General features: G+C 54.9%; 21 protein-coding genes. 12 read left to right on the top strand and 9 right to left on the bottom strand.

Going from position 1 to position 24,800, the window contains the following annotated elements; all coding sequences use genetic code 11:
* Positions 1-12 precede the first annotated feature (12 nt).
* The 3 genes from V7775_RS13545 to V7775_RS13535 all read left to right on the top strand — a co-directional run bounded on the left by V7775_RS13545 (position 13) and on the right by V7775_RS13535 (position 3,571).
* The gene (locus tag V7775_RS13545) at positions 13-1,449 is read left to right on the top strand and encodes an NAD(P)(+) transhydrogenase (Re/Si-specific) subunit beta (RefSeq protein ID WP_335752436.1); all 1,437 of its coding nucleotides are present in this window, start codon (positions 13-15) and stop codon (positions 1,447-1,449) included.
* A gap of 215 nt (positions 1,450-1,664) precedes the next feature.
* Positions 1,665-2,135: a hypothetical protein gene (locus V7775_RS13540; protein ID WP_335752435.1), complete on the top strand. Its 471-nt coding sequence runs from the start codon at positions 1,665-1,667 to the stop codon at positions 2,133-2,135.
* A gap of 146 nt (positions 2,136-2,281) precedes the next feature.
* Positions 2,282-3,571, top strand: a complete 1,290-nt coding sequence (locus V7775_RS13535; protein WP_335752434.1) for a DUF3422 family protein — start codon at positions 2,282-2,284, stop codon at positions 3,569-3,571.
* 39 nt (positions 3,572-3,610) lie between these two features.
* Here V7775_RS13535 and V7775_RS13530 read toward each other — a convergent pair whose 3' ends face one another.
* The 3 genes from V7775_RS13530 to V7775_RS13520 form a co-directional block, all read right to left on the bottom strand.
* Positions 3,611-4,588 carry an ABC transporter permease gene (locus tag V7775_RS13530; protein ID WP_335752433.1) on the bottom strand — a complete coding sequence of 326 codons (978 nt, stop codon included), beginning with the start codon at positions 4,586-4,588 and terminating at the stop codon, positions 3,611-3,613.
* Positions 4,581-5,648 (bottom strand): ABC transporter permease, encoded by a 1,068-nt coding sequence (locus tag V7775_RS13525; protein WP_335752432.1) that lies wholly within the window; start codon positions 5,646-5,648, stop codon positions 4,581-4,583. The genes V7775_RS13530 and V7775_RS13525 overlap by 8 nt, the downstream gene beginning before the upstream one ends.
* Positions 5,649-5,753: 105 nt before the next feature.
* Complete coding sequence (locus V7775_RS13520) at positions 5,754-7,472, bottom strand: peptide ABC transporter substrate-binding protein (protein WP_335752431.1); 1,719 nt, start codon at positions 7,470-7,472, stop codon at positions 5,754-5,756.
* A 354-nt stretch (positions 7,473-7,826) separates the two neighbouring features.
* On the opposite strand from V7775_RS13520, the gene V7775_RS13515 reads away from it, so the two are divergent.
* The 6 genes from V7775_RS13515 to V7775_RS13490 all read left to right on the top strand — a co-directional run bounded on the left by V7775_RS13515 (position 7,827) and on the right by V7775_RS13490 (position 14,806).
* Complete coding sequence (locus V7775_RS13515) at positions 7,827-9,659, top strand: ABC transporter ATP-binding protein (RefSeq protein ID WP_335752430.1); 1,833 nt, start codon at positions 7,827-7,829, stop codon at positions 9,657-9,659.
* Between the two features lie 9 nt (positions 9,660-9,668).
* Entirely contained in the window at positions 9,669-9,830 is a 162-nt protein-coding gene (locus V7775_RS13510; protein WP_335752429.1) for a hypothetical protein, read from the top strand.
* 37 nt (positions 9,831-9,867) lie between these two features.
* The gene (gene argE, locus V7775_RS13505; RefSeq protein WP_335752428.1) at positions 9,868-11,031 is read left to right on the top strand and encodes an acetylornithine deacetylase; all 1,164 of its coding nucleotides are present in this window, start codon (positions 9,868-9,870) and stop codon (positions 11,029-11,031) included.
* A 12-nt stretch (positions 11,032-11,043) separates the two neighbouring features.
* Complete coding sequence (locus V7775_RS13500; RefSeq protein WP_335752427.1) at positions 11,044-12,387, top strand: NAD(P)/FAD-dependent oxidoreductase; 1,344 nt, start codon at positions 11,044-11,046, stop codon at positions 12,385-12,387.
* Positions 12,388-12,399: 12 nt separating this feature from the next.
* A complete protein-coding gene (locus tag V7775_RS13495) occupies positions 12,400-13,566 on the top strand; it encodes a M20 aminoacylase family protein (protein ID WP_335752426.1) in 1,167 nt (388 codons plus the stop codon).
* Positions 13,567-13,642: 76 nt separating this feature from the next.
* Complete coding sequence (locus V7775_RS13490) at positions 13,643-14,806, top strand: M20 aminoacylase family protein (RefSeq protein ID WP_335752425.1); 1,164 nt, start codon at positions 13,643-13,645, stop codon at positions 14,804-14,806.
* Between the two features lie 4 nt (positions 14,807-14,810).
* On the opposite strand, the gene V7775_RS13485 is transcribed toward V7775_RS13490, so the two are convergent.
* Genes V7775_RS13485 through moaA form a run of 3 tightly spaced genes read right to left on the bottom strand, consistent with a single transcriptional unit; the run spans position 14,811 to position 18,141 of the window.
* On the bottom strand, positions 14,811-15,854 hold the full coding sequence (locus V7775_RS13485; protein WP_335752424.1) for a glycosyltransferase: 1,044 nt from the start codon (positions 15,852-15,854) through the stop codon (positions 14,811-14,813).
* The gene (locus V7775_RS13480; protein WP_335752423.1) at positions 15,851-17,128 is read right to left on the bottom strand and encodes a 3-deoxy-D-manno-octulosonic acid transferase; all 1,278 of its coding nucleotides are present in this window, start codon (positions 17,126-17,128) and stop codon (positions 15,851-15,853) included. Before V7775_RS13480 ends, V7775_RS13485 begins: the two co-directional genes overlap by 4 nt.
* Positions 17,129-17,133: 5 nt before the next feature.
* A complete protein-coding gene (gene moaA, locus V7775_RS13475) occupies positions 17,134-18,141 on the bottom strand; it encodes a GTP 3',8-cyclase MoaA (RefSeq protein WP_335752422.1) in 1,008 nt (335 codons plus the stop codon).
* An 87-nt stretch (positions 18,142-18,228) separates the two neighbouring features.
* On the opposite strand from moaA, the gene V7775_RS13470 reads away from it, so the two are divergent.
* The gene (locus V7775_RS13470) at positions 18,229-18,789 is read left to right on the top strand and encodes a hypothetical protein (RefSeq protein ID WP_335752421.1); all 561 of its coding nucleotides are present in this window, start codon (positions 18,229-18,231) and stop codon (positions 18,787-18,789) included.
* A 40-nt stretch (positions 18,790-18,829) separates the two neighbouring features.
* Here V7775_RS13470 and V7775_RS13465 read toward each other — a convergent pair whose 3' ends face one another.
* Genes V7775_RS13465 through glmU form a run of 3 tightly spaced genes read right to left on the bottom strand, consistent with a single transcriptional unit; the run spans position 18,830 to position 22,700 of the window.
* Positions 18,830-19,507, bottom strand: coding sequence for a DNA alkylation repair protein (locus tag V7775_RS13465; RefSeq protein ID WP_335752420.1), 678 nt, complete (start codon positions 19,505-19,507; stop codon positions 18,830-18,832).
* Between the two features lie 18 nt (positions 19,508-19,525).
* Positions 19,526-21,346 carry a glutamine--fructose-6-phosphate transaminase (isomerizing) gene (glmS, locus tag V7775_RS13460; protein ID WP_335752419.1) on the bottom strand — a complete coding sequence of 607 codons (1,821 nt, stop codon included), beginning with the start codon at positions 21,344-21,346 and terminating at the stop codon, positions 19,526-19,528.
* Position 21,347: 1 nt separating this feature from the next.
* Entirely contained in the window at positions 21,348-22,700 is a 1,353-nt protein-coding gene (glmU, locus tag V7775_RS13455; protein WP_335752418.1) for a bifunctional UDP-N-acetylglucosamine diphosphorylase/glucosamine-1-phosphate N-acetyltransferase GlmU, read from the bottom strand.
* 146 nt (positions 22,701-22,846) lie between these two features.
* Here glmU and V7775_RS13450 point away from each other — a divergent pair, with 146 nt between their 5' ends.
* Entirely contained in the window at positions 22,847-23,518 is a 672-nt protein-coding gene (locus V7775_RS13450; RefSeq protein WP_335752417.1) for an HAD-IA family hydrolase, read from the top strand.
* A gap of 3 nt (positions 23,519-23,521) precedes the next feature.
* Complete coding sequence (locus V7775_RS13445) at positions 23,522-24,724, top strand: DegT/DnrJ/EryC1/StrS family aminotransferase (protein WP_335752416.1); 1,203 nt, start codon at positions 23,522-23,524, stop codon at positions 24,722-24,724.
* Positions 24,725-24,800 lie beyond the last annotated feature (76 nt).

Here is a 24,800-nt window from a genome sequence, read left to right as displayed (position 1 = left end):
GAGGCTGATCAAATGCTTGGTTTCACAACAGCGGCCTATGTGGTCGCGGCTATTCTCTTCATCCTCTCCTTGGGTGGTTTGAGCGGACAAGAAAGCGCAAAACGCGCTGTATGGTATGGTATTGCAGGCATGGCTTTGGCTGTGGTTGCAACGCTGATTGGCCCCGGTTCGGGGTTCTGGCTGCTGTCGCTTATCTTGATCGCGGGTGGCGGTGCCATCGGTTATCAACTGGCGACAAAAGTTCAGATGACACAGATGCCAGAACTGGTTGCAGCGATGCACTCCCTTGTCGGTCTGGCGGCGATGTTTGTCGGTCTGATCGCGCATTTTGAAATCAACCGTGTGGCGGGTTTCATGGCTGGCGGCGGCGACCCACATGAGCTGGGAACGTTTGCAGCACTGATCGCCAAGAAGCCACCTGTCGAGATTAACATCTTGCGGGTTGAGCTGTTCTTGGGCGTGTTCATTGGTGCTGTGACCTTTACAGGTTCCATCATTGCTTATGGCAAGCTGGCGGGTCGTGTTTCATCGGCTGCGGAAAAGCTGCCTGGTGGTCACATGTTGAACATCGCAGCGGCGACCATCACGGTTATCTCGCTGATCTGGTACTTTAACACAGGTGGTTTCTTCCCACTGTTCATCATGATGCTGGCGGCGCTGTTTATCGGCTATCACCTGATCATGGGGATCGGCGGCGCGGATATGCCTGTCGTTGTGTCCATGCTCAACAGCTATTCTGGTTGGGCTGCGGCTGCGATTGGCTTCTCACTGGGTAATGATCTGTTGATCGTTGTTGGTGCGCTTGTTGGTTCCTCTGGTGCGATCCTATCCTACATCATGTGTAAGGCGATGAACCGTTCGTTCGTTTCTGTAATCTTGGGTGGCTTTGGTGGCCCAGTAGGCGAACAAATGGCCGTTGAAGGTGAGCAGATCGCAATTGAGGCAGAAGGTGTTGCAGCAGCGTTGAACGAAGCTGATAGCGTCATCATCATCCCGGGGTACGGTATGGCGGTTGCGCAGGCGCAGTCTGCAGTGAGCGACCTTGTTAAAAAGCTGCGTGCCCAAGGCAAAAACGTGCGTTTCGCCATTCACCCGGTTGCGGGTCGTTTGCCGGGTCACATGAACGTGCTGCTGGCCGAAGCAAAGGTGCCTTATGACATCGTGATGGAAATGGACGAAATCAACGATGATTTCCCAACCACAGACGTCGCGATTGTTATTGGCTCCAACGACATCGTAAACCCTGCGGCGCAGGACGATCCAAACAGCCCCATCGCTGGCATGCCAGTTCTGGAATGCTGGAAAGCCAAACAGGTATTTGTGTCAAAACGTGGCCAAGGTACTGGCTATTCTGGCATCGAGAACCCGCTGTTCTTTAAGGACAACACGCGCATGTTCTACGGGGATGCAAAGGCGTCCTTGGACAAACTGCTGCCAATGATCGACTAAACGTTCAGTACACTCTAAACTATTTGAGCGAAAATTTAGAACGCCCTGCCGAAAGGTGGGGCGTTTTGCTGTTTGGGGCTGCGTGCAATTCGCGCATCGTGAACTGCACGCTTTGCAGTCCGCGCATGGTGGGGGCGTTTCACGTAACGATGATGGCGCTGGTTATGGCGGCGTGGTTTGGAGTTCCCAAATCCAACACACAAGGAACACAAGACATGACACAATTACTTACAGGCGCACCAATCTGGGTTTGGCCACTGCTGGTCGTGCTGATTCTTGTGGGGCTGCGCGCACGCAAGGAACGTACTGCACCCTTGCTGCTGATCTATGGGTTACCTGCTTTGGGTATCCTTGGGCTGCGCTCTGTGGCGGCGCTGCCTGCGGAGGCATGGATCTGGGCATTGTTTGCGGCGGGCTATGGGTTGGGGTGCTGGGGCGGTTACCTGCTTCAGCGGCGGTGGTTGCTGGGGCGTGAGGGGCGTATGGTGCAGCTAGCGGGTGAAGGCCTGACACTGGGCGTGATGATGATCATGTTTTGGGCCAACTTTGCGGGTGGTGTTTTGCAGTCCGTCGCGCCACAGCTTTATGGCAGCAGCCTGTTCCATGTGATTTTTGTAGGGGTTATTGCCTGCGCCAGCGGCAGCTTTGCAGGCCGTGCACTTCGGGTGTGGCGGGCGCCAGTCTAAGGCCAGGCGCAGGATGCCTAATTTCCTATAGTGGAATTGTATACTGGCGTACCCTCAACTAGCTCTCTTACCTTCGCATTTTGCGTTGTGGGGGATAGGGGGCTTGGGCCAGAAAAGAAACTATTCGCTTTCATAGGACTTTGGCCATGGCTCCCATTACTGATCATCCGCTGCGCTATGCCCTAACGGGAGAATTACATGCACGTCCTTTCCCTAATGTTGGGGCCCCTCAGGTGGTTGCATTTCTGGCCATCACTCAATCTGGAAGCAGTGCTGCGCAGGATCGCGATCGTGGTGCGGACATGGCGCATTTGGTTGCACTGCTTAGGCATTACGGCGCGCCGTTGCCTGACGCTGACGCTACGCATTATTACGGGGCCATGGGTAAGTTTCACCTCAAGTGGGAGCAGCATACCGAATTTGTGACCTACACGGCCTTCTGCGAAGAGCTCAGCAGCCGCCCTTTTGATCCGGCAGAGTTTGATGTGTTTCCTGCGCATTGGCTTGACGATGCACCCGGGCAGCGTCTGACGTCGTGTTTGCTGCGCTTGATGCCGATGCCCAAAAAGACCGAAGTGATGATAGGGCCGTTGCGCGAATGGTTTGTCCCAGAGAGCCTCGCAGTGGGCGAGGTGTTGGATGGCTCTGCGGTTGTGGCCAGTGATTTCCGGATTGATCCGGCAGGGCACACGCGCTTTGCGGTGTTTGTGGCAGAGCAGACAGGCACGCGGCGGATCGGGCGTATCATTCAACGGCTGCTGGAGATCGAGACCTACAAGACCATGTCGATGCTGGGCTTTGCGCTAACGCGCGAGATTGGCGAACAGGTGGGCAAGATGGACAATCAGATCAGCGATCTGATGGCGCGGATGACTGCAAAAGAACTCAAGCCCGAAGCAACATTGGATTCGCTGTTGGATGTGTCTGTTGAATTGGAAAACATGGTTGCGCAGACGTCATTTCGATTTGCAGGCACGGCGGCCTACAAGGCGATTGTGGGGGAACGGATCACTGCGCTGCGCGAGGTCCGGTTTGAGGGGCGGCAAGGGTTTGGTGAGTTTATGATGCGCCGCTATGAACCTGCAATGCGGACTGTTGTGTCGATGGAACAGCGGTTGGAGCGTATGTCAGCGCGGGCATTGCGCGCTTCTGATTTGCTGCGAACGCGGGTCGATGTTGAACGCTCTGCCCAAAACCAAGCGATCTTGGAAAGCATGGACAAACGTGCCGATCTGCAATTGCGATTGCAGCACACTGTTGAAGGGTTGTCAGTGGTTGCGATCAGCTATTACGCCGTCTCGCTAGCAAGCTATCTGCTTTACCCACTGACAGAGGTCACACCGCTCTCAAAAGGGCTTCTGAGCGCGGGGGTCACGTTGCCTGTTGTGTTGTTGGTTTGGATGGCTGTGCGGCGTATTCGCAAGAACATCGGGTGAGAAGCGCGCGCCAGCAATAAGCGGCGCGCGCAATCAGAGTTAGCGTCCGCGAATACGCGGATCGAGCGCATCGCGCAAACCGTCACCAAGGTAGTTCACGCTCAGCACTGTGAGCGAGATCAGGATGCCCGGCAATAGAACGCGTTCAGGGTATTCCTGCATCCGGTTCACTGCGTCAGACAGCAGCTTACCCCATGTCGGGAAATCCGACGGGAAACCCACACCAAGGAAGCTTAGCGCGCTTTCTGTGATGATGGCAGTTGCCAGTCCCAACGTGGCAGACACCATGATGGGCGAGATCACGTTTGGCAGTAAATGGCGCAGGATGATCTTGGTTGGAGTGGAGCCAATAGAACGGGCGGCAAGGATGAACTCACGCTCTTTCAAAGCAAGGATATCCCCGCGCACGATCCGGGCTGTTTGCATCCAGGACGTCAGCGCGATCACCGAAACGATCAGGATAAACATCCCGCCCTCAGGGCCAAAGCGCGAGGATAGCGGTTGTCGAAACAATGTCACGGCCAGCAGAACCAGCGGCAGGATTGGCAAGGACAACACCAGATCGGTAAGGCGCATGAGCCAGAAATCCATCCGTTTGAAATAGCCTGCAGCAACGCCAACAGCTGTGCCAATGACCAGCGCAAGAACCATTGCGGACCAGCCGACTGCCATAGAAACACGCCCGCCATAGATCATCTGGGCAAGGATATCGCGACCCAACTGATCCGTCCCAAAGGGATGGGCCCAACCGGCCTTAGCGCCACTTTCCCAAATTAGGGTATAGATTGGGCGCCAGTTTTTGTTTCTGATGTCCAGCTTGGTGGGTTCGATGTCCCATAGGAAGGGGCCAAACAAAACGCCAAGCGTGATGAACAACAAAAAGCCGCCGCCAAAGAGGGCGCCTTTGTGTTTGCGGAATTGATCCCAAACATCACGCCATTGGCTGCGTGGCGGTTTGGAAGGTTCTTTGTCTTGGAGCGCGCCAAAGACTTCGATCTCGGCTGATTGATCAGTCATAGCGGATCCTTGGGTCAAGCACGCCGTAGAGAATATCGGCGATGAGGTTGAACAATACGATGAGGATGGCAAAGATGAACGTTAGCGTCATCACCATCGGTAGGTCATTGGCAAACAAGGCGGTCAGTAGCAACTGGCCGATGCCGTTCACCTTGAACACGTTTTCAGTGATGATCGCACCGCCAAAGATGGCAGGCATCCCCAACGCAATGATGGTCACAACGGGGATCATGGAGTTGCGCAAAACATGTACCATGACAACTACGCTTTCACTCAGGCCTTTGGCGCGGGCAGTGCGCACATAGTCCTGATTGAGGTTGTCCAGCATGGCAGAACGCATGTAGCGGCTTATTTGGGCCGTCGTTTGCAAGGCCAGCACCATCACGGGCATGATCATTTGTAGGAATTGGGTTTTGAAGTTGGCCCAACTGTCGACGACCAATGTGGTGTCATAGATTGACGGCAACCATCCCAGCGATACGGAGAAGATCACGATGAGCAGGGGCCCCGTAAAGAACGGCGGTATAGAGAAACCAACCATTGTGATGAAGGTACCCGCCTGATCAAACAACGAGTAGTGGCGATAGGCCGAATAAATCCCGATAGGGATCGCAATCAAGATACCCACAACGTAGCTGAGGCCAACAACCCAAAGGGTTTGCGGCATACGCTGCATGACAATGTCCATCACCGGGCTACGGGTCTGCCAGCTGATAACGCGCTGACGCTGGCCCAACTCGCCAGTGATTGGATCGACCACCAAGCTGAGCTGCGTGTCGGGGAGCCACCCAAAGAGGAAGCTCTTGGTGGTGAGGAAGTCGATAAACACCATCGGCTCAACCACAAAGAACTGGTGCAGCCATTTGATGTATTGGATGTGAACCGGAGCGCCCAAACCCAACGCTTCGCGCATCTTTTGTTTTACTTCGGGGGGGACGGTCAGCGGCACCTGTGCCATCGGATCACCCGGGGCAAGTTGCAGCAACATAAAGATCACGAGGCTGATAAATAAAAGCGTCGGAATAGAGAGTAACAGTCGTCGGATGGTGAAATTCAGCATCAAGCGGCGCCCTTATCAATCAGTCGATGTGGTGAAAGTAGGGCGGGGAAGTCCCCCGCCCAGAAAAAATGGCGTGGCGGGGGATCGCCCCCACCACCCACATTTTTAGTTAACGCGGTACCAGTCTGCGGCATTCCACATTTCTGAGTCCCAAACGTTCAGGACAACACCACCAAGGCTGTTGGAGTGTGCTGATACACGGGCACGGTTTACCAGCGGCACAATGGTCATTGTGTCTTTGGTTACCATGTCGTTCAGCTTACGACCAATTTCGCCACGCTTCTCAAGGTCACCAGTCATTGCCAGCTCGTCGAGCAGGGCGTCATAGGCTGGATCACAGAAACGGTTGATGTTTTCACCCTGCCACTGGCTGGATGGTTTTGGCTCGTTGCCACAACGGTAGGCCGACAGGTAGGACTGTGGGTCTGTGCCGTTGAAGGTGTTCGCATACATTTCTACATCCGCGTAGAATTTCTGGAACGTGTCAGGCGAACCTGGGTCACCACCAAAGAACACGGAACCATCAAGGTTACGCAGTTCTACTTCAGCACCGATCTGCTCCCACCAGTCTTTGATGAGCGCTTGGAAGTCCTGACGTACAGCGTTTGTGGAGGTCTGGTACAAGATTGCCAGTTTTACGCCGTCTTTGTCACGTGTGCCGTCACCGTCGGTGTCGGTCCAGCCTGCTTCGTCCAGCAGTGCTTTTGCGCCATCAAGGTCCTGTGTCAGACATTCTGTGTTGTCTGAGTTGTACAGAGCAGGAGCAGGAACAAGGTTACATGTTGGTGTACCAGCTTTGCCATAACCCACTTCGGTCAACAGGCCGCGGTCGATCGCCATGGACAGCGCCTTGCGGACTTTAAAGTCGGACAAGAACGGGTGTGGTTCTGCAACCGTTGCACGTGTCTCTGGTGGGAGATCAGGTGATGGGTTGGTCAAGTTCATTTCCAGACGCTCAACAAGAGGACCGAAACCAGCAATGGCAACACCTTTGCCTGCTTCTTCCATCTTGGCGATCACGTCGGGTGCCAACTGAAGGTTCCAAGCGTAGTCATATTCGCCTGTTTCCAGAACCGCACGACCAGCTGCAGCTGCATCGCCACCACCTTTGAAGGTCATTGTTGCAAATGCTGGCTTGCTTGGGTCGCGGTAGTTTTCGTTGGCTTCCATCGTGATCACGTCATTGGGGCGGAACTCCACCACTTTGAACGGACCAGTACCGATTGGGTTAAAGTTGGCTTCTGTACACTCTGGTGCTTTTGCACCGAGGCATTCAGCAAACTGTGCTGCCTGAATGATGGGGCTTTCGCCGCCAACAAATGGGCCATACGGGTTTGGTTTTGGCGCGTCGAATGTGACTTTTACAGTCAATTCGTCAATCGCTTCTACGCTTTCAACACCGTCAAATTTGGCTCCCTGTGCACAACCACCTTCTGGGTGCATGCAGTATTCCGCAGTGAATTTCACATCTGCGGACGTGAAGGGCGTTCCATCGGACCATTTCAGGCCGGGTGTGATATTCCACGTGATTGTTGTGAGGTCGGCAGACACGCCGCCATTGGCCACGGTTGGAACTTCGGTGACCAGATACGGTACCATGGCACCAGTTTCACCAAAGCGCGCAAGTGGCTCAACGATAAGTGAAGCTGATTCAACGTCTTTTGTACCACCTGACAGGAAGGGGTTCAGGATAGATGGGGCCTGCCAATACAGGACCTTTACATCACCGTCGCGACCGCGTTCGCCAGAATGGCCATCCGCAAATGCGACAGGTGCAAATGCGGTCGACGCAATTGCACCTAGCAATAGGGTTCTCATTTTCATTTTGTACTCCTTGTTGGACACTTTTTAAGATGCCAATTCTTGGGTTGAGCTGTGCCCAGCCTCTTTTATTGTGTCGGGTTTGCATTAGGAGCCTTAGCTAACCCTGCGTAAACTTGCAGTTATATCCGGCAGCCGCATCGCACCCCCAAAGCGCATGTAGCATATCGAAACAGGTTTCACTGAAAATGCAAGCCTTGTGGTCAATCTATCGTGATGAAAATGTGTGCGGCATAATATTTTTGGCAACTTACGACCAGATAGTACGCTTTACAGCGTTTGACCTGCGCCGAGCTAGCGCATAGCGTGACGGAGCGCACGGTACTTATCGTGGCTGGATCGCCTGAAAGGATCACGATGTTAGACCATTCTACGAAAGAACCGATTGCCCGAATCGAGAGTCTGCGCGTTGAATTCCAGACAAAAGACGGCCCTGTTGTCGGAGTTGAGGATGTTTCTTTTAATATTCATCCGGGTGAAACGGTCTGTGTCGTAGGAGAATCAGGGTCGGGTAAATCCGTGTCTTCCTTGTCGTTGATGCGCTTGGTTGAGTTCGGCGGCGGCGAAATTGCAGGCGGCAAGCTGTTGTTTGATCGTGGAAACGGCGAACAGGTAGATTTGGCCAATACACCACAAGACACGATGCGTTCGATTCGCGGCAACGAGATCGGGATGATTTTTCAAGAGCCGATGACGGCGCTGAACCCCGTGTTTACCGTAGGCAAGCAGCTGACTGAGGGTTTGCGCCTGCACAAAGGGATGACCAAGGCACAAGCCGAAGAGCGCGCGCTGGAATTGATGAAACAGGTCCGCATTCCCGAAGCTGAAAAGCGCCTGACACAGTTCCCGCATGAACTATCCGGTGGGATGCGTCAGCGTGTTGTGATCGCCATGGCGCTGGCGTGTGAGCCGCGTCTTTTGATTGCGGACGAGCCAACAACAGCGTTGGATGTAACCATTCAGGCTGAAATTCTTGCGCTGATGGACCGTCTCAAGCGTGAAACCGGCACCGCCGTGATGTTCATTACCCACGATATGGCTGTGGTTGCGCAGATGGCTGACCGCGTTGTTGTGATGTTCCGCGGTAATAAGGTTGAAGAAGGCACCGTTGAGGAGATTTTCGAGAATCCTCAGCACCCCTATACCAAGGCGCTTTTGGCTGCGGTCCCAAAACTGGGCGAGATGACAGGCAAAGATTATCCCGAGCCGATGAAACTGCTGGGCAATGAAGACAAACCCATTGTCCCGATTAAAGGCACGGATGAAGTCCTACTTACGGTCAAGAACCTGACCACGCGATTCCCCGTAACGGGAGGCCTGTTGCGCCGCGTTGTCGCCAACGTGCATGCGGTTGAGGATTTATCGTTTACCATCAACAAGGGTCAAACGCTTAGCCTTGTTGGCGAAAGTGGTTGCGGAAAATCCACGGCAGGGCGTTCAATCCTGCGGCTGGTTGATCCTCAATCGGGCGAAGTGAACCTTGCTGGCAAAGACATTATGGCGTTGAACCCTCAGGATTTGCGCACAGCTCGTCTTGATATGCAGATGATCTTCCAAGATCCGTTTGCGTCGCTGAACCCGCAAATGGGGCTGGCTGATCAGGTTGCAGAACCGATTCACAATTATGCGACCCTCAAAGGGCAGGCGGTAACCGAACGGGTAGAGATGTTGTTTGACCGTGTGGAGTTGCCACGCAGCTTTATGCGCAGATTTCCGCATGAACTTTCAGGCGGCCAACGCCAACGTGTCGCTATCGCGCGTGCCCTTGCGCTAAACCCCAAGCTTATCATCGCAGATGAGGCGGTTTCCGCACTGGACGTATCCGTGCAAGCGCAGGTGCTAAATCTGATGATGGAATTGCAGGCCGAAATGGAGCTGTCTTTCCTGTTCATCTCGCATGATATGGCTGTAGTTGAACGCGTGAGCCATCAGGTTGGCGTTATGTATTTGGGCCGTATTGTTGAAATGGGACCGCGCCGCGAGGTGTTTGAAAACCCGCAACACCCCTATACTCAGGCGTTGATGAAAGCCGTCCCAATCGCTGATCCGCGCAAGCGTAAAGGCGAAAAGGATTTGAACTTTAAGCCAATCCCGTCGCCCATTCATGATGCGAATTATGTTGCCGAACCAAGTGTTTACAAAACGGTAGGTAAAGATCATCAAGTGTTGGTTACCGACAGCGGCTATTGAGTAGAGGCAATGTCGCGCAATGATGTATTGTTGAAGTCGATCGGCGCCACGCGAGAACAGCGTCAAAACTTGGCTGTGACAATCACTTCGTTTTTCAAGCTTTTCTTTGGCTTGGCTGCTATTTTGATCATGATCGCTTTGGTCGCGTTGATCATTAATTACCTCGTTTGACCTGCGCAATTGCGTTGGCGCTTTTTGGAGATTGAAAATGCCTGCTCGTCTTAGTCCTCTTGATCTGATGACAAAGCTCATCAGTTTCCCCACTGTGTCGCGCGACACGAACATTCCGTTGATCGACTGGGTTCAGGAATACCTGAGCAGTCACGGTATCACATCGCATCGCTACATTGACCCGGAACAACCAAAACACGCATTGTTTGCCCATGTAGGCCCTAACGTTGAAGGCGCTATTGTCCTTTCAGGCCATACGGATGTTGTGCCGATAGATGGCCAGCCATGGGATACGGACCCGTTTACCGTTACCGAAAAGGACGGCAAATATTACGGACGCGGCACTTGCGACATGAAGGGTTTTGACGCGCTGGCGCTTTGGGCTTTGGTTGAGGCCCATTACGCAGGGGTGAAACGCCCACTTCAGATCGCGTTCAGCTTTGACGAAGAAATCGGCTGTACTGGCGCACCGCCCATGATTGCGGCCATGCAGGGTGTGGTCCCCAAAGGATCAGCCGTGATCGTGGGGGAACCATCATCCATGCAGGCCGTCACAGGACACAAGGGTGGCAGCGGTTTCAACACTCATGTCATCGGTTTTGAGGTCCACTCGTCGCTTTTGCACACGGGCGTCAATGCGATCATGGCAGGGGCCAAATTGATCGAATGGGCCAATGAGCAAAACACATCAAACATGGCCGCCAAGCCAACCGAGCTGGCATCGATGTTTGATCCACCGTTTACGACTGTTCATGTGGGCATGATTGAAGGTGGAACCGCCCATAATATCACCGCTAAGGATTGCTATTTTGCCATGGATTTCCGTGTTGTCCCCGGCGAGGATAAAGAAAAGTGGAAGATCGCCTATCTGAAAGAAGTCAGAAAGGTTGAGGCTGCGATGCAATCGGTGGTTCCCGAGACGCGGATCGAAATAACGCCGCGCTTTGATGTGCCTGCATTGCAACCCGAACAGGACGGTGAGGCTGAAACATTGGTTCGTCAAATTACAGGTGACAACGCGGGCCATAAAGTAAGCTACGGCACCGAGGCGGGCCAATTTCAGGACGCAGGCTATAGCGCCGTGATCTGCGGACCAGGAAGTATCGCGCAGGCCCACCAGCCAAATGAATTCATCGAAGTAGAACAGTTTAACGCGGGCCATGCCTTTATGATAAAGCTCCTAGAGCGACTTAGTCTCTGAGGAAATTAAGGTATGCGCGGGATTCCGATAACGGCCGATCAGGCTCCGCGCTATAGCGGTGCGTTGCCTGATGCTGTGGATCTGGTGGTAATTGGTGGCGGTATAATTGGCATTTGCACAGCGCTTTATGCAGCCCGCAGTGGTGCAAAGGTGATTGTGCTGGAAAAGGGTCTGGTTGCGGCAGAACAATCAAGTCGCAATTGGGGCTGGATTCGCCAGCAAGGCCGCGACCCTGCTGAAATGCCCATCATGGCCGAGGCGCAGCGCCTTTGGATCGAACTATCTCGCGAGACAAACGATGATATTGGTCTGCATCAGGCTGGTGTGACCTATTTGGGCGATACTTCAAAAGCACTCGCCGGATTTGAGAAATGGCTGCCCCATGCTGCACCAAACGGTGTAGATAGCCGAATGCTGAGCCGTGATGAGATTGCGGCGATGTATCCTGACCTGACTGATACGCCATTGGGGGCATTGCATACAGCGTCTGATTGGCGCGCAGAGCCGTGGATGGCGGTGCCTGCTATTGCAGAAATAGCGGTGCGCGAGGGCGTGCAAATAAATGAACATTGCGCGGTGCGGTGTCTGGACATCGCTAATGGAAAAGTAGCCGGTGTTGTCACTGAGCAGGGCCGCGTTAGCGCACCGCGCGTTGTGCTAGCCGGTGGGGCATGGTCAGCGTTGTTTTTGCGCAATCACGGGGTGTCATTGCCTCAGCTTTCAGTCCGCTCACAGGTTGCAGCGACAGCGCCAGTTGCAAATGTGGGGGAGGCGGCATGCGATGCGCGTCACTTGGCGTTTCGGCGGCGCAGCGACGGGGGCTACACGTTGGCTCCGGCTGGTCGGTCTGAGCTTTATGTGGGGCCGGATGCGTTTCGCGCGTTTCCAAAATACCTCACGCAGCTCAAAAGTGATCCGTTTGGCTGTATGCTGATTCCAAAAGCGCCCAAAGGATTCCCCGATGCGTGGGGCACCAAACGCAAGTGGAGCGCTGATAGCCAAAGCCCGTTTGAGCAGATGCGCATTCTTGATCCCAAACCATCCCCGCGCAAGATCGCCAAACTGGCCCGAGATTTTCAAACCATGTTTCCCCAGCTGGGTGAGGTCAAGGTCAAGGCAGCTTGGGCTGGAATGATCGACACGATGCCCGACATTGTGCCTGTGGTGGATCATGCTCCTATTGAGGGGCTGATTGTTGGCACAGGAATGAGTGGCCATGGCTTTGGCATTGGCCCTGCGATGGGGCGTATTCTGGCGGATATGACCGCAGGACGCCCAAGCGGATATGACCTCAGCCGTTTTCGATTTAACCGATTTACCGATGGCACGCCTATGGTGCTTGGTCCCGATGTTTAAGGAGTAATACAGATGCCTATTAAGAATCGCTTTGCTGAAATGCACGCAGAAATCACAGGTTGGCGCCGCCATTTGCACCAATACCCTGAACTGCAATTTGACGTCCATGAAACGGCAAAGTTTGTAGAAGAAAAACTGCGCAGTTTTGGCATTACTGACATCACCACTGGCATTGGCCGCACGGGTGTTGTTGCGGTGATTGAAGGGCGCAACATGAAGTCGGGTCGCACAATTGGCCTGCGCGCGGACATGGACGCACTTCCGATCGAGGAAGCAACGGGTCTTGAGTATGCCTCAAAAATCCCAGGAAAAATGCACGCCTGTGGGCATGACGGTCATACGGCCATCCTGCTAGGTGCGGCGCAGTATATGGCCGAGACACGTAACTTTGACGGGCGTGTTGTGCTGATATTCCAACCTGCAGAAGAAGGCGGCGGTGGTGGCCTTGAGATGTGCAAAGACGGCCTGATGGAACGCTGGAACATTGATGAGGTTTACGGGCTTCACAATATGCCCGGCGCTGAACCGGGCAGCTTTCACATCCGCGAAGGCGCATTGCTGGCAGCCACGGATGAATTTGATATCGTGATCACCGGGCAGGGTGGCCATGCTGCTGCTCCGCATACTGTCATTGATCCCAATCTGGCGACGGCTCATATTATTGTCGCACTGCAGTCTATTGCGTCGCGAAATGTGGACCCGCTCAAACAGGTTGTGGTATCTGTTTGCCAGCTGCGCTCGGACAGTGAGGCGCATAATGTGATCCCACATACGGTGACGATGACAGGGACTGTTCGTTCCCTTGACCCTGAGGTGCGTGACCTTGCGCAAAAACGGGTGCAAGAGATCGTTGATCTGACCGCCCGCGCCCATGGGTGTAGCGCGCAGATTGACTATGATCGCGGGTATCCCGTGACCTTTAACCACACTGACAATACCCATTATGCCGCTGAAGCAGCTGAGGCTGTTTCCCCCGGTGTTGACCGCGCCACGCCGCCTATCATGGCAGGTGAGGATTTCTCGTATATGCTCGAAGAGCGCCCAGGTGCCTACATCATGCTTGGCAACGGCGAGGGGGCGATGGTTCACCACCCAGAATATAATTTCAACGATGAAGCGATACCTGCGGGTTGCTCGTGGTTTGCCGAAGTTGTTGAGCAGCGGATGCCGCTGACGTGAAGATGACTGGCTGGCATGCTTTGTGCCGGCCAGCTACACCCAACAGATAGCCAATATTTTCCAAAGGACGTTTCCCATGCCTGTCAAAAACCGTTTTGCCGAATTGCACAGTGATATCACTGCGTGGCGCCGTGATTTACACGAGCACCCAGAGATTCTGTTTGAAACGCACCGCACTTCGGCCACTGTCGCTGAGAAATTACGCGCCTTTGGCTGTGATGAAGTTGTTGAGGGCATCGGGCGCACCGGTGTTGTTGGCGTGATCAAAGGCAAAACAACGGCTTCGGGGAAGGTTGTTGGATTGCGTGCAGATATGGATGCACTACCGATCCACGAAGAAACTGGGCTGGCGTATGCATCTAAAACGGACGGTGCAATGCATGCTTGCGGCCATGACGGTCACACGGCGATGCTGTTGGGGGCCGCGCAATATCTTGCTGAGACGCGCAATTTTGATGGCACAACGATTGTGATCTTCCAACCGGCCGAAGAAGGCGGCGGCGGTGCAAAGGTCATGTGTGATGATGGCATGATGGAGCGCTGGGGCATTCAGGAAGTCTATGGCATGCACAATTGGCCCGGCATGCCCGAGGGCAGCTTTGCCATCCGTCCAGGTCCGTTTTTTGCCGCAACTGATCTGTTGGATATTGAGATTGAGGGCCTTGGCGGTCACGCGGCCAAACCCAATGAGACAATTGATACAACTGTGGTCGCTGCCCAGATCGTGACCGCGTTGCAAACCATCGTCAGCCGCAATGCAGATCCTGTGGGCAATATCGTGGTGTCGATTACATCGTTTGAGACATCTTCAAACGCCTACAATGTGATCCCGCAAAAGGTGCAACTGAAGGGCACCGTGCGCACGATGTCCTTGGAACTGCGCGATCTGGCGGAGAAACGCGTGAATGAAATCAGCGCTGGCATTGCCTCAGCTATGGGGGCGGTTGCGCGTGTGACGTACAACCGGAACTACCCTGTGATGGTCAACCACGAGGAGCAGACAGAATTTGCGGCCGACGTTGCGCGCTCGGTTTCGGGTGATTGTTCTGAGGCGCCACTGGTGATGGGCGGCGAAGATTTCGCATTCATGCTCGAAGAGCGGCCCGGTGCGTATATTCTGGTAGGTAATGGCGATACCGCGATGGTTCACCACCCGCTTTATAACTTCAATGATGAGGTTATTCCGGTTGGCTGTAGCTGGTGGGCGGGCATTGTCGAGCAACGGATGCCAGCTGCCTAAGCTGCTACTCTGCGAGTAAACTGCGATAGAGGCTGATCAGGCTTTGTGCTTCGGTCTCTATCGAGAAATTTGCTAAAACATGGTCGCGGCTGTCGCTGCGCCAATATTCCAGATTGGTATCCTCGGACAGCGCAACATTTGTCGCTTCGGCAAGGGCGGGGATGTCATCTGGTGCAATCAGCCGACCTGTCTTGCCTTCAACAATGAGCTGCTCAAACGCGCCGACACGGGTGGCGATCACGGGGCAGCCTGTTGCCATGGCCTCTAGCGGGGTAAGGCCAAAACCCTCCCAACGTTGCGGGGCCACATACAGATCAAGGGCTGCGTACCAATCGGCCATCGCCTCTGTGGGGACTTCGGGTTTGAACAAGATACGTTCGGCTAGGCCAGCGGCGGCTACGTCTTTTTTCAGCGCCTCAAGATAGGCCTCATCTTCACCCACCGCGCGGCCCATGACGATGGCATGGGTGTCGGGATGTTGGGGGAGAATTTGCATCATGGCGCGCACAAAGGCATCAGTCCCTTTTTGCGCACGGATACGGCCATAACAGCCGATCAATTGGCCCGCCGTCGGAAGGCCCATCTGGGCGCGCAGCACGGTGCGGTCCTCAACGGGGGTGAATGTATCTGTATCAATCCCGTGCATGATGACGGTTGAGGGGCCTTCGAGATAGGCCGCTGTTTTGTCGGAGGTGGCAACAACTGCATCCATCCGCCGGATTAACCAGCGCGTCAGGCCTGATTGTTTGCGTTGGGACGCGGATGTGAACATTAGTTTTAGATGCTTGCCCAGCAGATACTTCAGGGCCAGACCACCGATCATTTCAACGTTGCGCCGCGCATGCCAAACCCGCAGTGGTTTGCGCGGTAAGGTGAGCAGAGCAGACAGCGGAATTTGCGGTACGTGATCAGGGATAACTGGGCCAGTGGCGACAATGCAGATATCGCGCGCCTGAACTGGGACCAAACGCACAATGGTTGCTGTCACACCGGATAGGCGGCGTTTGAAATTGGGTGCTATGACTTTAATGTCTGTTGGTTTTGTCATGATAACCTCAGTGCTTTGATCAACCGCGCTGCGATTGTATCAAGTTTCGCCGTCTCTGAGTGTGCAAAAGTTTTTGCGGCTGCAACGGCTTTGTCGCGGCTTTGTTTGTCACGCAGCAGCGCATCTATCTGAGCGGCGATGTCATCGGCATCCGCGACGATCCGCGCAGCGCCAGCGGCCTCCATTGCCGAGAATGTTTCGGCAAAGTTAAACACGTGATTGCCCGACAAGACAGTTGCGCCAGACTGTGCAACTTCAAACGGATTGTGGCCGCCAATCGGCAACAGCGAACCGCCCAAAAACACGATATCGCTTAGCGCAAACCAATTGCCCAGCTCACCCAGAGTATCAGCAAGGTAGATCGCGCCACCGGGAAGGTCACCGCTGCTGCGGCGGGTGTAATCCATGCCTGTTTCTGTAATGAGTTTTAGGACTTCATCGCCGCGTTCGGGATGGCGTGGCACCAAAATGAGATGCAGATCAGGATGGGAAACGCGCAGGCGTTCATGTGCGGCCAATATGATCTGCTCTTCGCCCGCATGGGTCGAGGCGGCAACCCAGACAGGTAGATGCCCCAATACGGCGCGGGCCTCAAATATCAAATCCTCATCCTGTGGCAGCGGACCCGCAAAGGATTTTAGGTTTTGGCCACGTGCAACACGCGGTGCAGGTGCATTTATGCGCACCATCGCCTCGGCCATGGCATCATTTTGGGTTAGGATGAGATCAAAGACCTCAAACAGATATGTGGCAAGGCGGGGACGTTTGGCCCATGACGCGATTGAACGCTCGGACATACGAGCATTGACCAAGGCCATAGAAGCGCCTGTCGCGTGGGTGCGGCGCAGCATTTGCGGCCACAGCTCACTCTCGACAAAGATAGCGGCATCGGGCTGCCAGTGTTTCAAGAACCGCTTGAGCGGGCCAGGGGCGTCAAGCGGAGCAAACTGATGAACGCAGCGCGGCGGCATACGCTGTGCAATCAAAGTGGCCGAGGTTGCAGTGCCCGAGGTGATCAGGAAATGAGCTTTGGGCAAAACAGCGCCGATACGACTGATCAAGGCGAGGACAGACAGGCTTTCTCCAACGGATGCGGCGTGAAACCAGATCAACGTGCCCTCAACCCGGTTTTCGGTTGCGTGGCCTAGGCGTTCATGGGCGCGGTATGCAGTTACATCCGCGCGCATCAACTTGCGTGTTGTCGCGCGCGCCACAAATGGCACCATCAGCATGCTGAGGGCGACATAGGTACGATAGAGCAGCGGTTGGCGCATTGCGCTCAACCGCCAGTGTGGCTCATGTGGCGTGGCATCTGGCCGCCTGCTGTCTGACGGGAATAATCAAAATCATGGCCTTTAGGCTTGAGATTGATCGCTGCGCGGATTGCGTCTTCTAAGGGGCCGTTATCATCCGGGTGTGCACGCAGAGGGGCACGCAGATCGGCGCTGTCTTCCTGACCAAGGCACAAATAGATTTCACCGGTACAAGTGAGGCGCACGCGGTTACAGCTTTCACAGAAATTATGGCTGAGCGGCGTGATAAAGCCGATCTTTTGACCCGTTTCTTCCAAGCGCACATAACGCGCAGGACCGCCAGAATTCTCTGCCAGATCAGTCACGGTATAGTGTTCTGAGTATTTCGCGCGCACATCTTTGAGAGACCAATATTGGTCAACGCGGTCCTCATTTCCGATGTCACCCATTGGCATGACTTCGATCCACGTTAAATCAATGTCACGTCCGGCGCACCATTCGGTTATATGCGCCAGCTCAGGCTCGTTGAAGCCTTTGAGGGCGACTGCGTTGATCTTTACACGTAGGCCAGCAGCCTGCGCTGCATCGATGCCGCGCAATACTTGGGGCAGGCGGCCCCAGCGGGTCACTTCGGCAAATTTGGCCTCGTCCAGCGTATCCAACGAAACGTTCACGCGGCGCACACCTGCGTCAAAAAGCGCAGAGGCGTATTTTTCTAATTGGCTGCCATTTGTGGTCAATGTTAGCTCTTTTAGCGCGCCAGAGTCCAAATGGCGCTTCATGCCATCAAAGAACGTCATGATTCCACGCCGGACAAGCGGCTCTCCGCCGGTGATGCGCAGCTTTTCCACGCCTAACCCGATGAAGGTTGAGCACATGCGATCCAGCTCTTCCAAGGTGAGCAATTCACGCTTTGGGAGGAAGGTCATGTTCTCGGACATGCAGTAAACACAGCGAAAATCGCAGCGGTCTGTTACGGAGACGCGCAGATATGTGATGGCGCGGGCGAATGGATCGATCAAAGGAGCTGTCATGGGATAAGTGGTATAGACCCTGTCGAAAGGGAGCAAGCGCGATTTGAGGGGGTTGGAGCCGGTGCCAACCTGAATTACTCTGGGGGGATGATACGTATTCCTTTTCCGCTCACCGCGATGTCCGCCGTCCTGACCCTCAGCGCATGTGCGCAGTTTGGTATGGGGCAACCCGAAGATACCGGCGCGCCTGTTGTGGCTGATCCAGCGCAAGAGGCCGTTGTCGCTGCGTCAGACCTGCCTGAAGCCACCGCAGCAGATGTCGCCGCTGTGAAGGCTGATCCGGTGCTTACATCTGCGCCACCGCCGCCAAAGGCCGCAAAAACCCAAGAGGAACTGGACACCACAACCGCAGCGCAGCGTTCACAGGCAGCAGCGCCCGCAACACCAGAGGCAAAACTGCTGGGCACAACTGTTGCAAGCTTGGGCAGTCCAACGGAACCGGGGTTTTGGCTCAAGACGCCCTTGGTAAAGACAGAATCGCGTGGGCGCGTGACCAACAAAGCAAACGGAAAGACATCCGCTGTGACGTTGATCCCAATTGAGGGACCAGCCACAGGCGGCAGCCGTTTGTCACTGCCAGCGATGCGCCTGATTGAGGCATCACTGACCGAATTAACCGAACTCAACGTAACGCTTGGCGGATGGTAGGGGCTGCAGGCAGGATTGGGGTTCTGCTTGTGCCCCTTGGCTATTTCAACTGACGAAGCGCCTCTTTGCGGGCAAAAGGTTTCATCGCTTCGCCGTGTTCGTCGATGAAGGTGACAACGCGGTCGGGGTCATGCCTGCTAAGATCACGCAGCCACCACCCGATTGCCTTTTGTATGAACCACTGCGGATCCGTCACATATCCTGCAGCCCAGCCAAGGACACGTTCACGCACCTCAAGTTCGGCCGCGTTAGGGTTGTTTTGCTTTGTCCATGGCAGTGTAATTACCAGCGCAGCGCGGCGGGTCCACATGTGCTCGGATCTGGTCCAACCTTCGACACGGTTGAGGCGGGAGGGGTCGGCCAGTAGTCGTTTTTGCCCCGCCATGCAGGCGTGATCGGCAATGGCCCAGCTGTCAAAATCACGATACCACGAGGCTATCAACTGCCATGCTTCTTCATCACTGGGGCGCAGGCGTGCTTGGGTCAGTAGTTTGGCTGCTGCAAGGCGGGCCTCAAAAATATCAGTACGCCACAGGCCGTCAGCCACCGAAACGCGGGCAGGTACATCCAGCTCATTGCGCCATTCTTTGGTTAGATCGTTGATCTGCGGATTAGTGAGGCCCAGATAGGTGCGATCCATCTTGTGATAGACGCGCATGTTTTGTGCGCGTTCAGGATCGGCGAGGGCGGTTAGAGCCGCGAGATATGGTTCATGCATTTGTAAAATCCTTGGCCATTATTCCACCGTGACAGATTTGGCGAGGTTGCGGGGTTGGTCCACATCGGTGCCTTTGGCGACCGCGGTATGGTAGGCGAGTAACTGTGCAGGGATCGCATAAAGGATCGGTGCTACAGCATCAGATACATCGGGCATCTCAATGGTATCCCAAACGCCCTCGCTGGCCTCATTTAGACCTTCGCGGTTTGAAATTAGGATGACCTTGCCTTTGCGCGCCATGACTTCTTGCATGTTGCTCACGGTTTTATCAAACAACCTGTCACGCGGGGCCATAACCACCACTGGTACTTCTTCGTCAACCAACGCGATAGGTCCGTGCTTCAGCTCACCAGACGCATAAGCTTCGGCATGTATATAGCTGATTTCTTTTAGTTTTAATGCGCCTTCATGAGCAAGCGGATAGAGCGGTCCACGACCAAGGAACAATACATCACGTGCATTGGACAACTTGCGGGCGGTTTCACGTACAGCATCACTTTGATCCAGCGCTTCGGCCATCAAGGCGGGTAAACGGCGCAGTTGTGCAAGGTGGTCTTGGCGTGCTTCTTCGGTGATCTCACCGCGATCTGCTGCGGCTTTCAGGGCCAATAAGAATAGCACTGTCAGCTGGCAGGTGAACGCCTTGGTTGAGGCGACGCCGATCTCGACGCCTGCATGTATTGGCAGCGTTAGATCGCTTTCGCGCGCGATTGAGCTTTCTGGGACGTTGACCACGGATACGATCTTGTCAGCCTTGCCTTGGCAATAGCGCAGCGCGGCTAGGGTGTCGGCAGTCTCGCCTGATTGACTGACAAACAGCGCAACTGAGCGGCCCGGAATGGGTGGCTCGCGGTAGCGGAATTCGGATGCGACATCCACTTCAACGGGTAGGCGGGCGATTTGTTCAAACCAGTATTTCGCGGTGAGGCAGGCCAGAAACGCAGTACCGCAAGCAACCATCGTGATGCGGTCAACTTTCGAGAAATCAATAGTTGGGTCGGGCAGGCGGATCTCACCGGATTTGCTCAGGTAGTGACCCAAAGCTTCGGCAATCACGGTAGGTTGCTCGGCGATCTCTTTGGCCATGAAGTGTTTGTGGCCGCCTTTGTCGATCCGCGTGGCGCTGATCTGGATTTTGCGGATTTCGCGGTTGGCGGGTTCACCAGCGGCGTTAAACACACTGGCTCCTTCACGGGTCAGAACCGCATAATCGCCTTCTTCCAGATAACTGATGCGGTCGGTCATCGGGGAAAGCGCAATTGCGTCCGAACCGACGAACATCTCGCCGTCGCCATAGCCAATAGCCAAAGGGGACCCTTTGCGCGCAGCGATGAGCAGGTCGTCTTCACCTTCAAACAGAAATGCCAAGGCAAAGGCACCGTTCAGTTTCCCCAGCGTTTTCACCGCCGCTTCACGTGGGCTCAGTCCCTCAGAAATGAAGTGTTGGGCCAGCATTGCAACGGTCTCTGTATCCGTGTCCGTCGCAGGCGTAATGCCGTATTCTGACAGCTCGGAGCGCAGTTCACGAAAGTTCTCGATGATGCCGTTGTGCACAACGGCAACAGGGCCCGAGCGGTGGGGGTGTGCGTTGCCGACGTTTGGTTCGCCGTGAGTGGCCCAGCGGGTGTGACCAATGCCGGATTTCCCTGCGAGGGGTTCGTGCACCAGTAGATCACCCAAATTAACGAGTTTTCCAACCGCGCGGCGGCGGTCTAGTGTGCCGTCATTGACGGTCGCAATGCCCGCACTGTCATAGCCACGATACTCAAGACGTTTTAGCGCCTCAACCAGAATGGGCGCAGCTTCGTGGTTGCCCAAAACTCCTACAATTCCGCACATATCAGCTGCTCCGCTGTTTTTTGGCCTTCTTGGCCTTGAGAATATCCATCAACTTGCGCGCCATACCGGGTTTTTCAACCTGTGGCGCGCGTGCTAATGCCAATGCGTCTGGTTCAACATCTGAGGTGATGACCGAACCCGAACCTGTCATGGCCCCGTCACCAATATGCACAGGGGCCACCAGCATTGTGTTGGACCCGATGAATGTATTTGCCCCGATGTGGGTGTGATGTTTCATGACGCCGTCATAGTTGCAGGTGATTGTACCTGCACCGATGTTTGCCTTTGCGCCCACAAATGCGTCACCGACATAGCTAAGGTGGTTTACCTTGGCCCCTTCGGCAATGACGGCATTCTTGATCTCGACAAAGTTGCCGACGCGGGTGTTTTCTTGCAGCTCGGCACCGGGGCGCAAACGCGCATAGGGGCCAACGGTGGCGCCGCGTGACACGTGGCATCCTTCAAGGTGGCTAAACGCGCGAATATGCGCGCCGCTTTCTACTGTAACACCGGGGCCAAAAACCACGTGAGGCTCAACAAGGGTGTCACGGCCGATAAATGTGTCGCGGGCCAGAAAAACCGTTTCAGGACCCTGTAGGGTCACGCCGTTGTCCATCAACAGCGCGCGTGCGCGTGCTTGAAACGCGGCCTCGGCCTCTGCCAGTTGCGCACGGGAGTTTACGCCAAGGGTTTCTGCCTCAGGGCAGGTCACAGCGGTGGCACTTAGGCCGCGCGCACGGGCTAGGCTGATGATGTCGGTTAGATAATATTCGCCAGAAGCGTTATCGTTGCCTACTGCGGCGATCAGATCAAACAGCAGCTCTGATTTGCAGGCGATCACGCCGCTATTGCAGAGGGTTACTTTTAGTTCGGCCTCAGAAGCGTCTTTGAACTCGACAATGCGTTCCAACGACAGGCCGTCCATGATCAGGCGGCCATAGCGGCCCGGATCAGCAGCTTCAAAACCCAGCACAACCACATCGGCGCCCTCGGAGGCGCTCATCATGTCTTCGAGGGTTTCTGGGGAAACAAAGGGTGTGTCACCGTACAAAACGATGGCAGTGCCTTCAAAGCCGGCCAACGCATCTTTTGCCTGATCTACCGCGTGTGCCGTGCCTAGTTGTTCCGTTTGGACAACAACAGTGGCAGCTTCTTCGAATTCTTGCGCGGCTTTGGTGACCGCATCGGCGCCGTGGCCCGCAACAACGACGGTGTGCTCAGGGGCTAATGTGGCGCCCGCTGCCATTGCGTGAATAAGCATGGCGTCACCTGCGATCGGGTGCAGAACCTTTGGCAGTTCGGAATTCATCCGCGTGCCTTTGCCCGCGGCAAGGATGATTAAGCTAGTCTTCATGTCGATACTGTTCCGCTCGTATTGTTTTTTTCCTGTTTAACGGATGGGGGCGTTCGCGCAAGGTGGGTCTGGATCACTTAGGGTTGCGGCTTGCAACACCAAGAACCGCGCGATAGGCGGATTATGGCGTGATGGGGAGAATTACGATGAAAACAGTGGTGTTTGATCTGGATGGCACGTTGGCGGATACAAGCGGTGATCTGATCGCGGCAGCTAATGCGTGCTTTCGGGATATGGGTGCGGGTGATCTGTTGGATCCAGCTAAGGATGCTGGCACCGCCTTGCGCGGCGGGCGGGCAATGCTGCGATTGGGCATGGAGCGTATGGGGCGCACTGCCGATGACCCGCTGATCGACGAATATTATGATGCACTGCTGTACCATTATGCCCGCGACATCGACACGCACACGCGGCTATATGATGGTGCGATGGATGCTGTCGCAGTGTTGAAGGAGCGCGGCTACATCGTTGCCATTTGCACAAACAAGCCCGAAGCACTCGCGCGTGAACTGCTGACGCGGTTGGGTATTCTTGATACATTCGCTGCGATGCTGGGCGCGGATAGCTTGCCCGTACGCAAGCCTGACCCTGAACATCTGCTGGAAACCGTGCGCCGCGCTGGTGGTGATCCGGTGCAATGTGTTTTGGTCGGAGACAGTGATACGGATCGAAATACATCGAAAGCGGCGGGTGTGCCCTCGATCCTTGTGACCTTTGGGCCGTCAGGGGCCGATATGACGGCATTGACGCCAGAAGCGTTATTGGAGCGGTATAGTGATCTGCCGGATCTTGTTGAGACTTTGTTGGGAAAGGCCTGAACCATGAGTGATGTTTTTAAAGGCAGTTTCACCCAACAAGAAGCAATTCCAGAAGCGGGGATTGAGGCGGCGGTTGCGGTGATGCGTCATGGACGTTTGCACCGTTACAATACGGTTAAGGGTGAAACGGCGCAGACTGTCCTGCTTGAACAAGAATTCGCCGCCAGCGTCGGCGCTAAGTATTGCCTCGCTGTGGCATCGGGCGGGTATGCGATGGCCACGGCTCTGCGCGCTGTTGGTGTTAAGGCGGGTGATCGCGTTATGACCAATGCCTTTACCCTGGCACCCGTGCCGGGGGCGATTGCCGCGGTAGGTGGTGTTCCTGTTTTTGTAGGGGTGACGCCATCACTGGTGTTGGATTTGGATGATCTGGCTGCCAAGGCGGATCAATCGGACTATTTATTGTTGAGCCACATGCGCGGTCATATCTGCGACATGGAACGCTTGATGGAGATATGTGACGGGGCTGGCGTCACGGTTATTGAAGATTGCGCACACACGATGGGTGCTGCGTGGAAGGGCAAACCTTCGGGGATGTGGGGCAAGGTAGGGTGTTATTCTTGCCAAACTTACAAGCACATCAACTCGGGCGAGGGTGGATTGTTTGTCACGGATGATGCGCAGGTCGCTGCGCGGGCGATAATGTATTCTGGGTCATACATGCTGTATGAAAGCCACCTCGCTGGCCCGCCAAAAGAGACATTTGAAACGATCCGTTATGAAACGCCAAACATTTCGGGGCGGATGGATAACTTGCGCGCTGCGATTTTGCGCCCGCAGCTCGCTGATTTGGCGACGCAATGCGCACGTTGGAATGAGCGTTATTTTGAGATCGAGAAGGGCTTGCGAGACACTGCCGGGCTTGAAATTATTGAGCGCGCAGAGGATGAGACCATCGTTGGATCGTCGATCCAGTTTTTGCTAACTGACTGGGATGAGGGTGCGATTAATGATCTGCTCGCGCGCTGTGCTCAGCGGGGAGTGGACCTGAAATGGTTTGGTGGGTCCGAGCCTGTCGGCTTTACCAGCCGCTATGACAGTTGGCGTTATGTTGATGCACCATCAATGCCGGAAAGTGACCGCGTGTTGGCGGGCATTGTCGACATGCGTGTGCCGCTGACTTTTAGCCTAGAGGATTGCGCGCAGATTGCGCGGATCATCCGTGAAGAAGTTTCACGGATTTATCAATCTCAACAGCAAACTTAATCTGACAGAGCGCTTGCGCGCACGCCATGTTTCTAGGTGTGCGTGCGGTGCAGTTGCAGTCCGCAATTTAGTTTAG

Source organism: Sulfitobacter sp., from assembly GCF_036960155.1.
GTDB lineage: Bacteria > Pseudomonadota > Alphaproteobacteria > Rhodobacterales > Rhodobacteraceae > Sulfitobacter.
Note: the sequence above shows the minus strand (reverse complement) of the source record. Positions and strands in the feature narration are given on the sequence as shown.

What these genes read in the sequence shown, in the direction of transcription:
- V7775_RS13500 (WP_335752427.1), top strand. Translation starts at nt 11,044, where the DNA reads ATGCGCGGGATTCCGATAACGGCCGATCAGGCTCCGCGCTATAGCGGT.
- glmU (WP_335752418.1), bottom strand. Translation starts at nt 22,700, where the DNA reads ATGAAGACTAGCTTAATCATCCTTGCCGCGGGCAAAGGCACGCGGATG.
- glmS (WP_335752419.1), bottom strand. Translation starts at nt 21,346, where the DNA reads ATGTGCGGAATTGTAGGAGTTTTGGGCAACCACGAAGCTGCGCCCATT.
- moaA (WP_335752422.1), bottom strand. Translation starts at nt 18,141, where the DNA reads ATGACAGCTCCTTTGATCGATCCATTCGCCCGCGCCATCACATATCTG.
- V7775_RS13450 (WP_335752417.1), top strand. Translation starts at nt 22,847, where the DNA reads ATGAAAACAGTGGTGTTTGATCTGGATGGCACGTTGGCGGATACAAGC.
- V7775_RS13540 (WP_335752435.1), top strand. Translation starts at nt 1,665, where the DNA reads ATGACACAATTACTTACAGGCGCACCAATCTGGGTTTGGCCACTGCTG.
- V7775_RS13480 (WP_335752423.1), bottom strand. Translation starts at nt 17,128, where the DNA reads ATGCGCCAACCGCTGCTCTATCGTACCTATGTCGCCCTCAGCATGCTG.
- V7775_RS13535 (WP_335752434.1), top strand. Translation starts at nt 2,282, where the DNA reads ATGGCTCCCATTACTGATCATCCGCTGCGCTATGCCCTAACGGGAGAA.
- V7775_RS13495 (WP_335752426.1), top strand. Translation starts at nt 12,400, where the DNA reads ATGCCTATTAAGAATCGCTTTGCTGAAATGCACGCAGAAATCACAGGT.
- V7775_RS13520 (WP_335752431.1), bottom strand. Translation starts at nt 7,472, where the DNA reads ATGAAAATGAGAACCCTATTGCTAGGTGCAATTGCGTCGACCGCATTT.
- V7775_RS13545 (WP_335752436.1), top strand. Translation starts at nt 13, where the DNA reads ATGCTTGGTTTCACAACAGCGGCCTATGTGGTCGCGGCTATTCTCTTC.
- V7775_RS13465 (WP_335752420.1), bottom strand. Translation starts at nt 19,507, where the DNA reads ATGCATGAACCATATCTCGCGGCTCTAACCGCCCTCGCCGATCCTGAA.
- V7775_RS13470 (WP_335752421.1), top strand. Translation starts at nt 18,229, where the DNA reads ATGATACGTATTCCTTTTCCGCTCACCGCGATGTCCGCCGTCCTGACC.
- V7775_RS13510 (WP_335752429.1), top strand. Translation starts at nt 9,669, where the DNA reads ATGTCGCGCAATGATGTATTGTTGAAGTCGATCGGCGCCACGCGAGAA.
- V7775_RS13490 (WP_335752425.1), top strand. Translation starts at nt 13,643, where the DNA reads ATGCCTGTCAAAAACCGTTTTGCCGAATTGCACAGTGATATCACTGCG.
- V7775_RS13485 (WP_335752424.1), bottom strand. Translation starts at nt 15,854, where the DNA reads ATGACAAAACCAACAGACATTAAAGTCATAGCACCCAATTTCAAACGC.
- V7775_RS13515 (WP_335752430.1), top strand. Translation starts at nt 7,827, where the DNA reads ATGTTAGACCATTCTACGAAAGAACCGATTGCCCGAATCGAGAGTCTG.
- argE (WP_335752428.1), top strand. Translation starts at nt 9,868, where the DNA reads ATGCCTGCTCGTCTTAGTCCTCTTGATCTGATGACAAAGCTCATCAGT.
- V7775_RS13525 (WP_335752432.1), bottom strand. Translation starts at nt 5,648, where the DNA reads ATGCTGAATTTCACCATCCGACGACTGTTACTCTCTATTCCGACGCTT.
- V7775_RS13445 (WP_335752416.1), top strand. Translation starts at nt 23,522, where the DNA reads ATGAGTGATGTTTTTAAAGGCAGTTTCACCCAACAAGAAGCAATTCCA.
- V7775_RS13530 (WP_335752433.1), bottom strand. Translation starts at nt 4,588, where the DNA reads ATGACTGATCAATCAGCCGAGATCGAAGTCTTTGGCGCGCTCCAAGAC.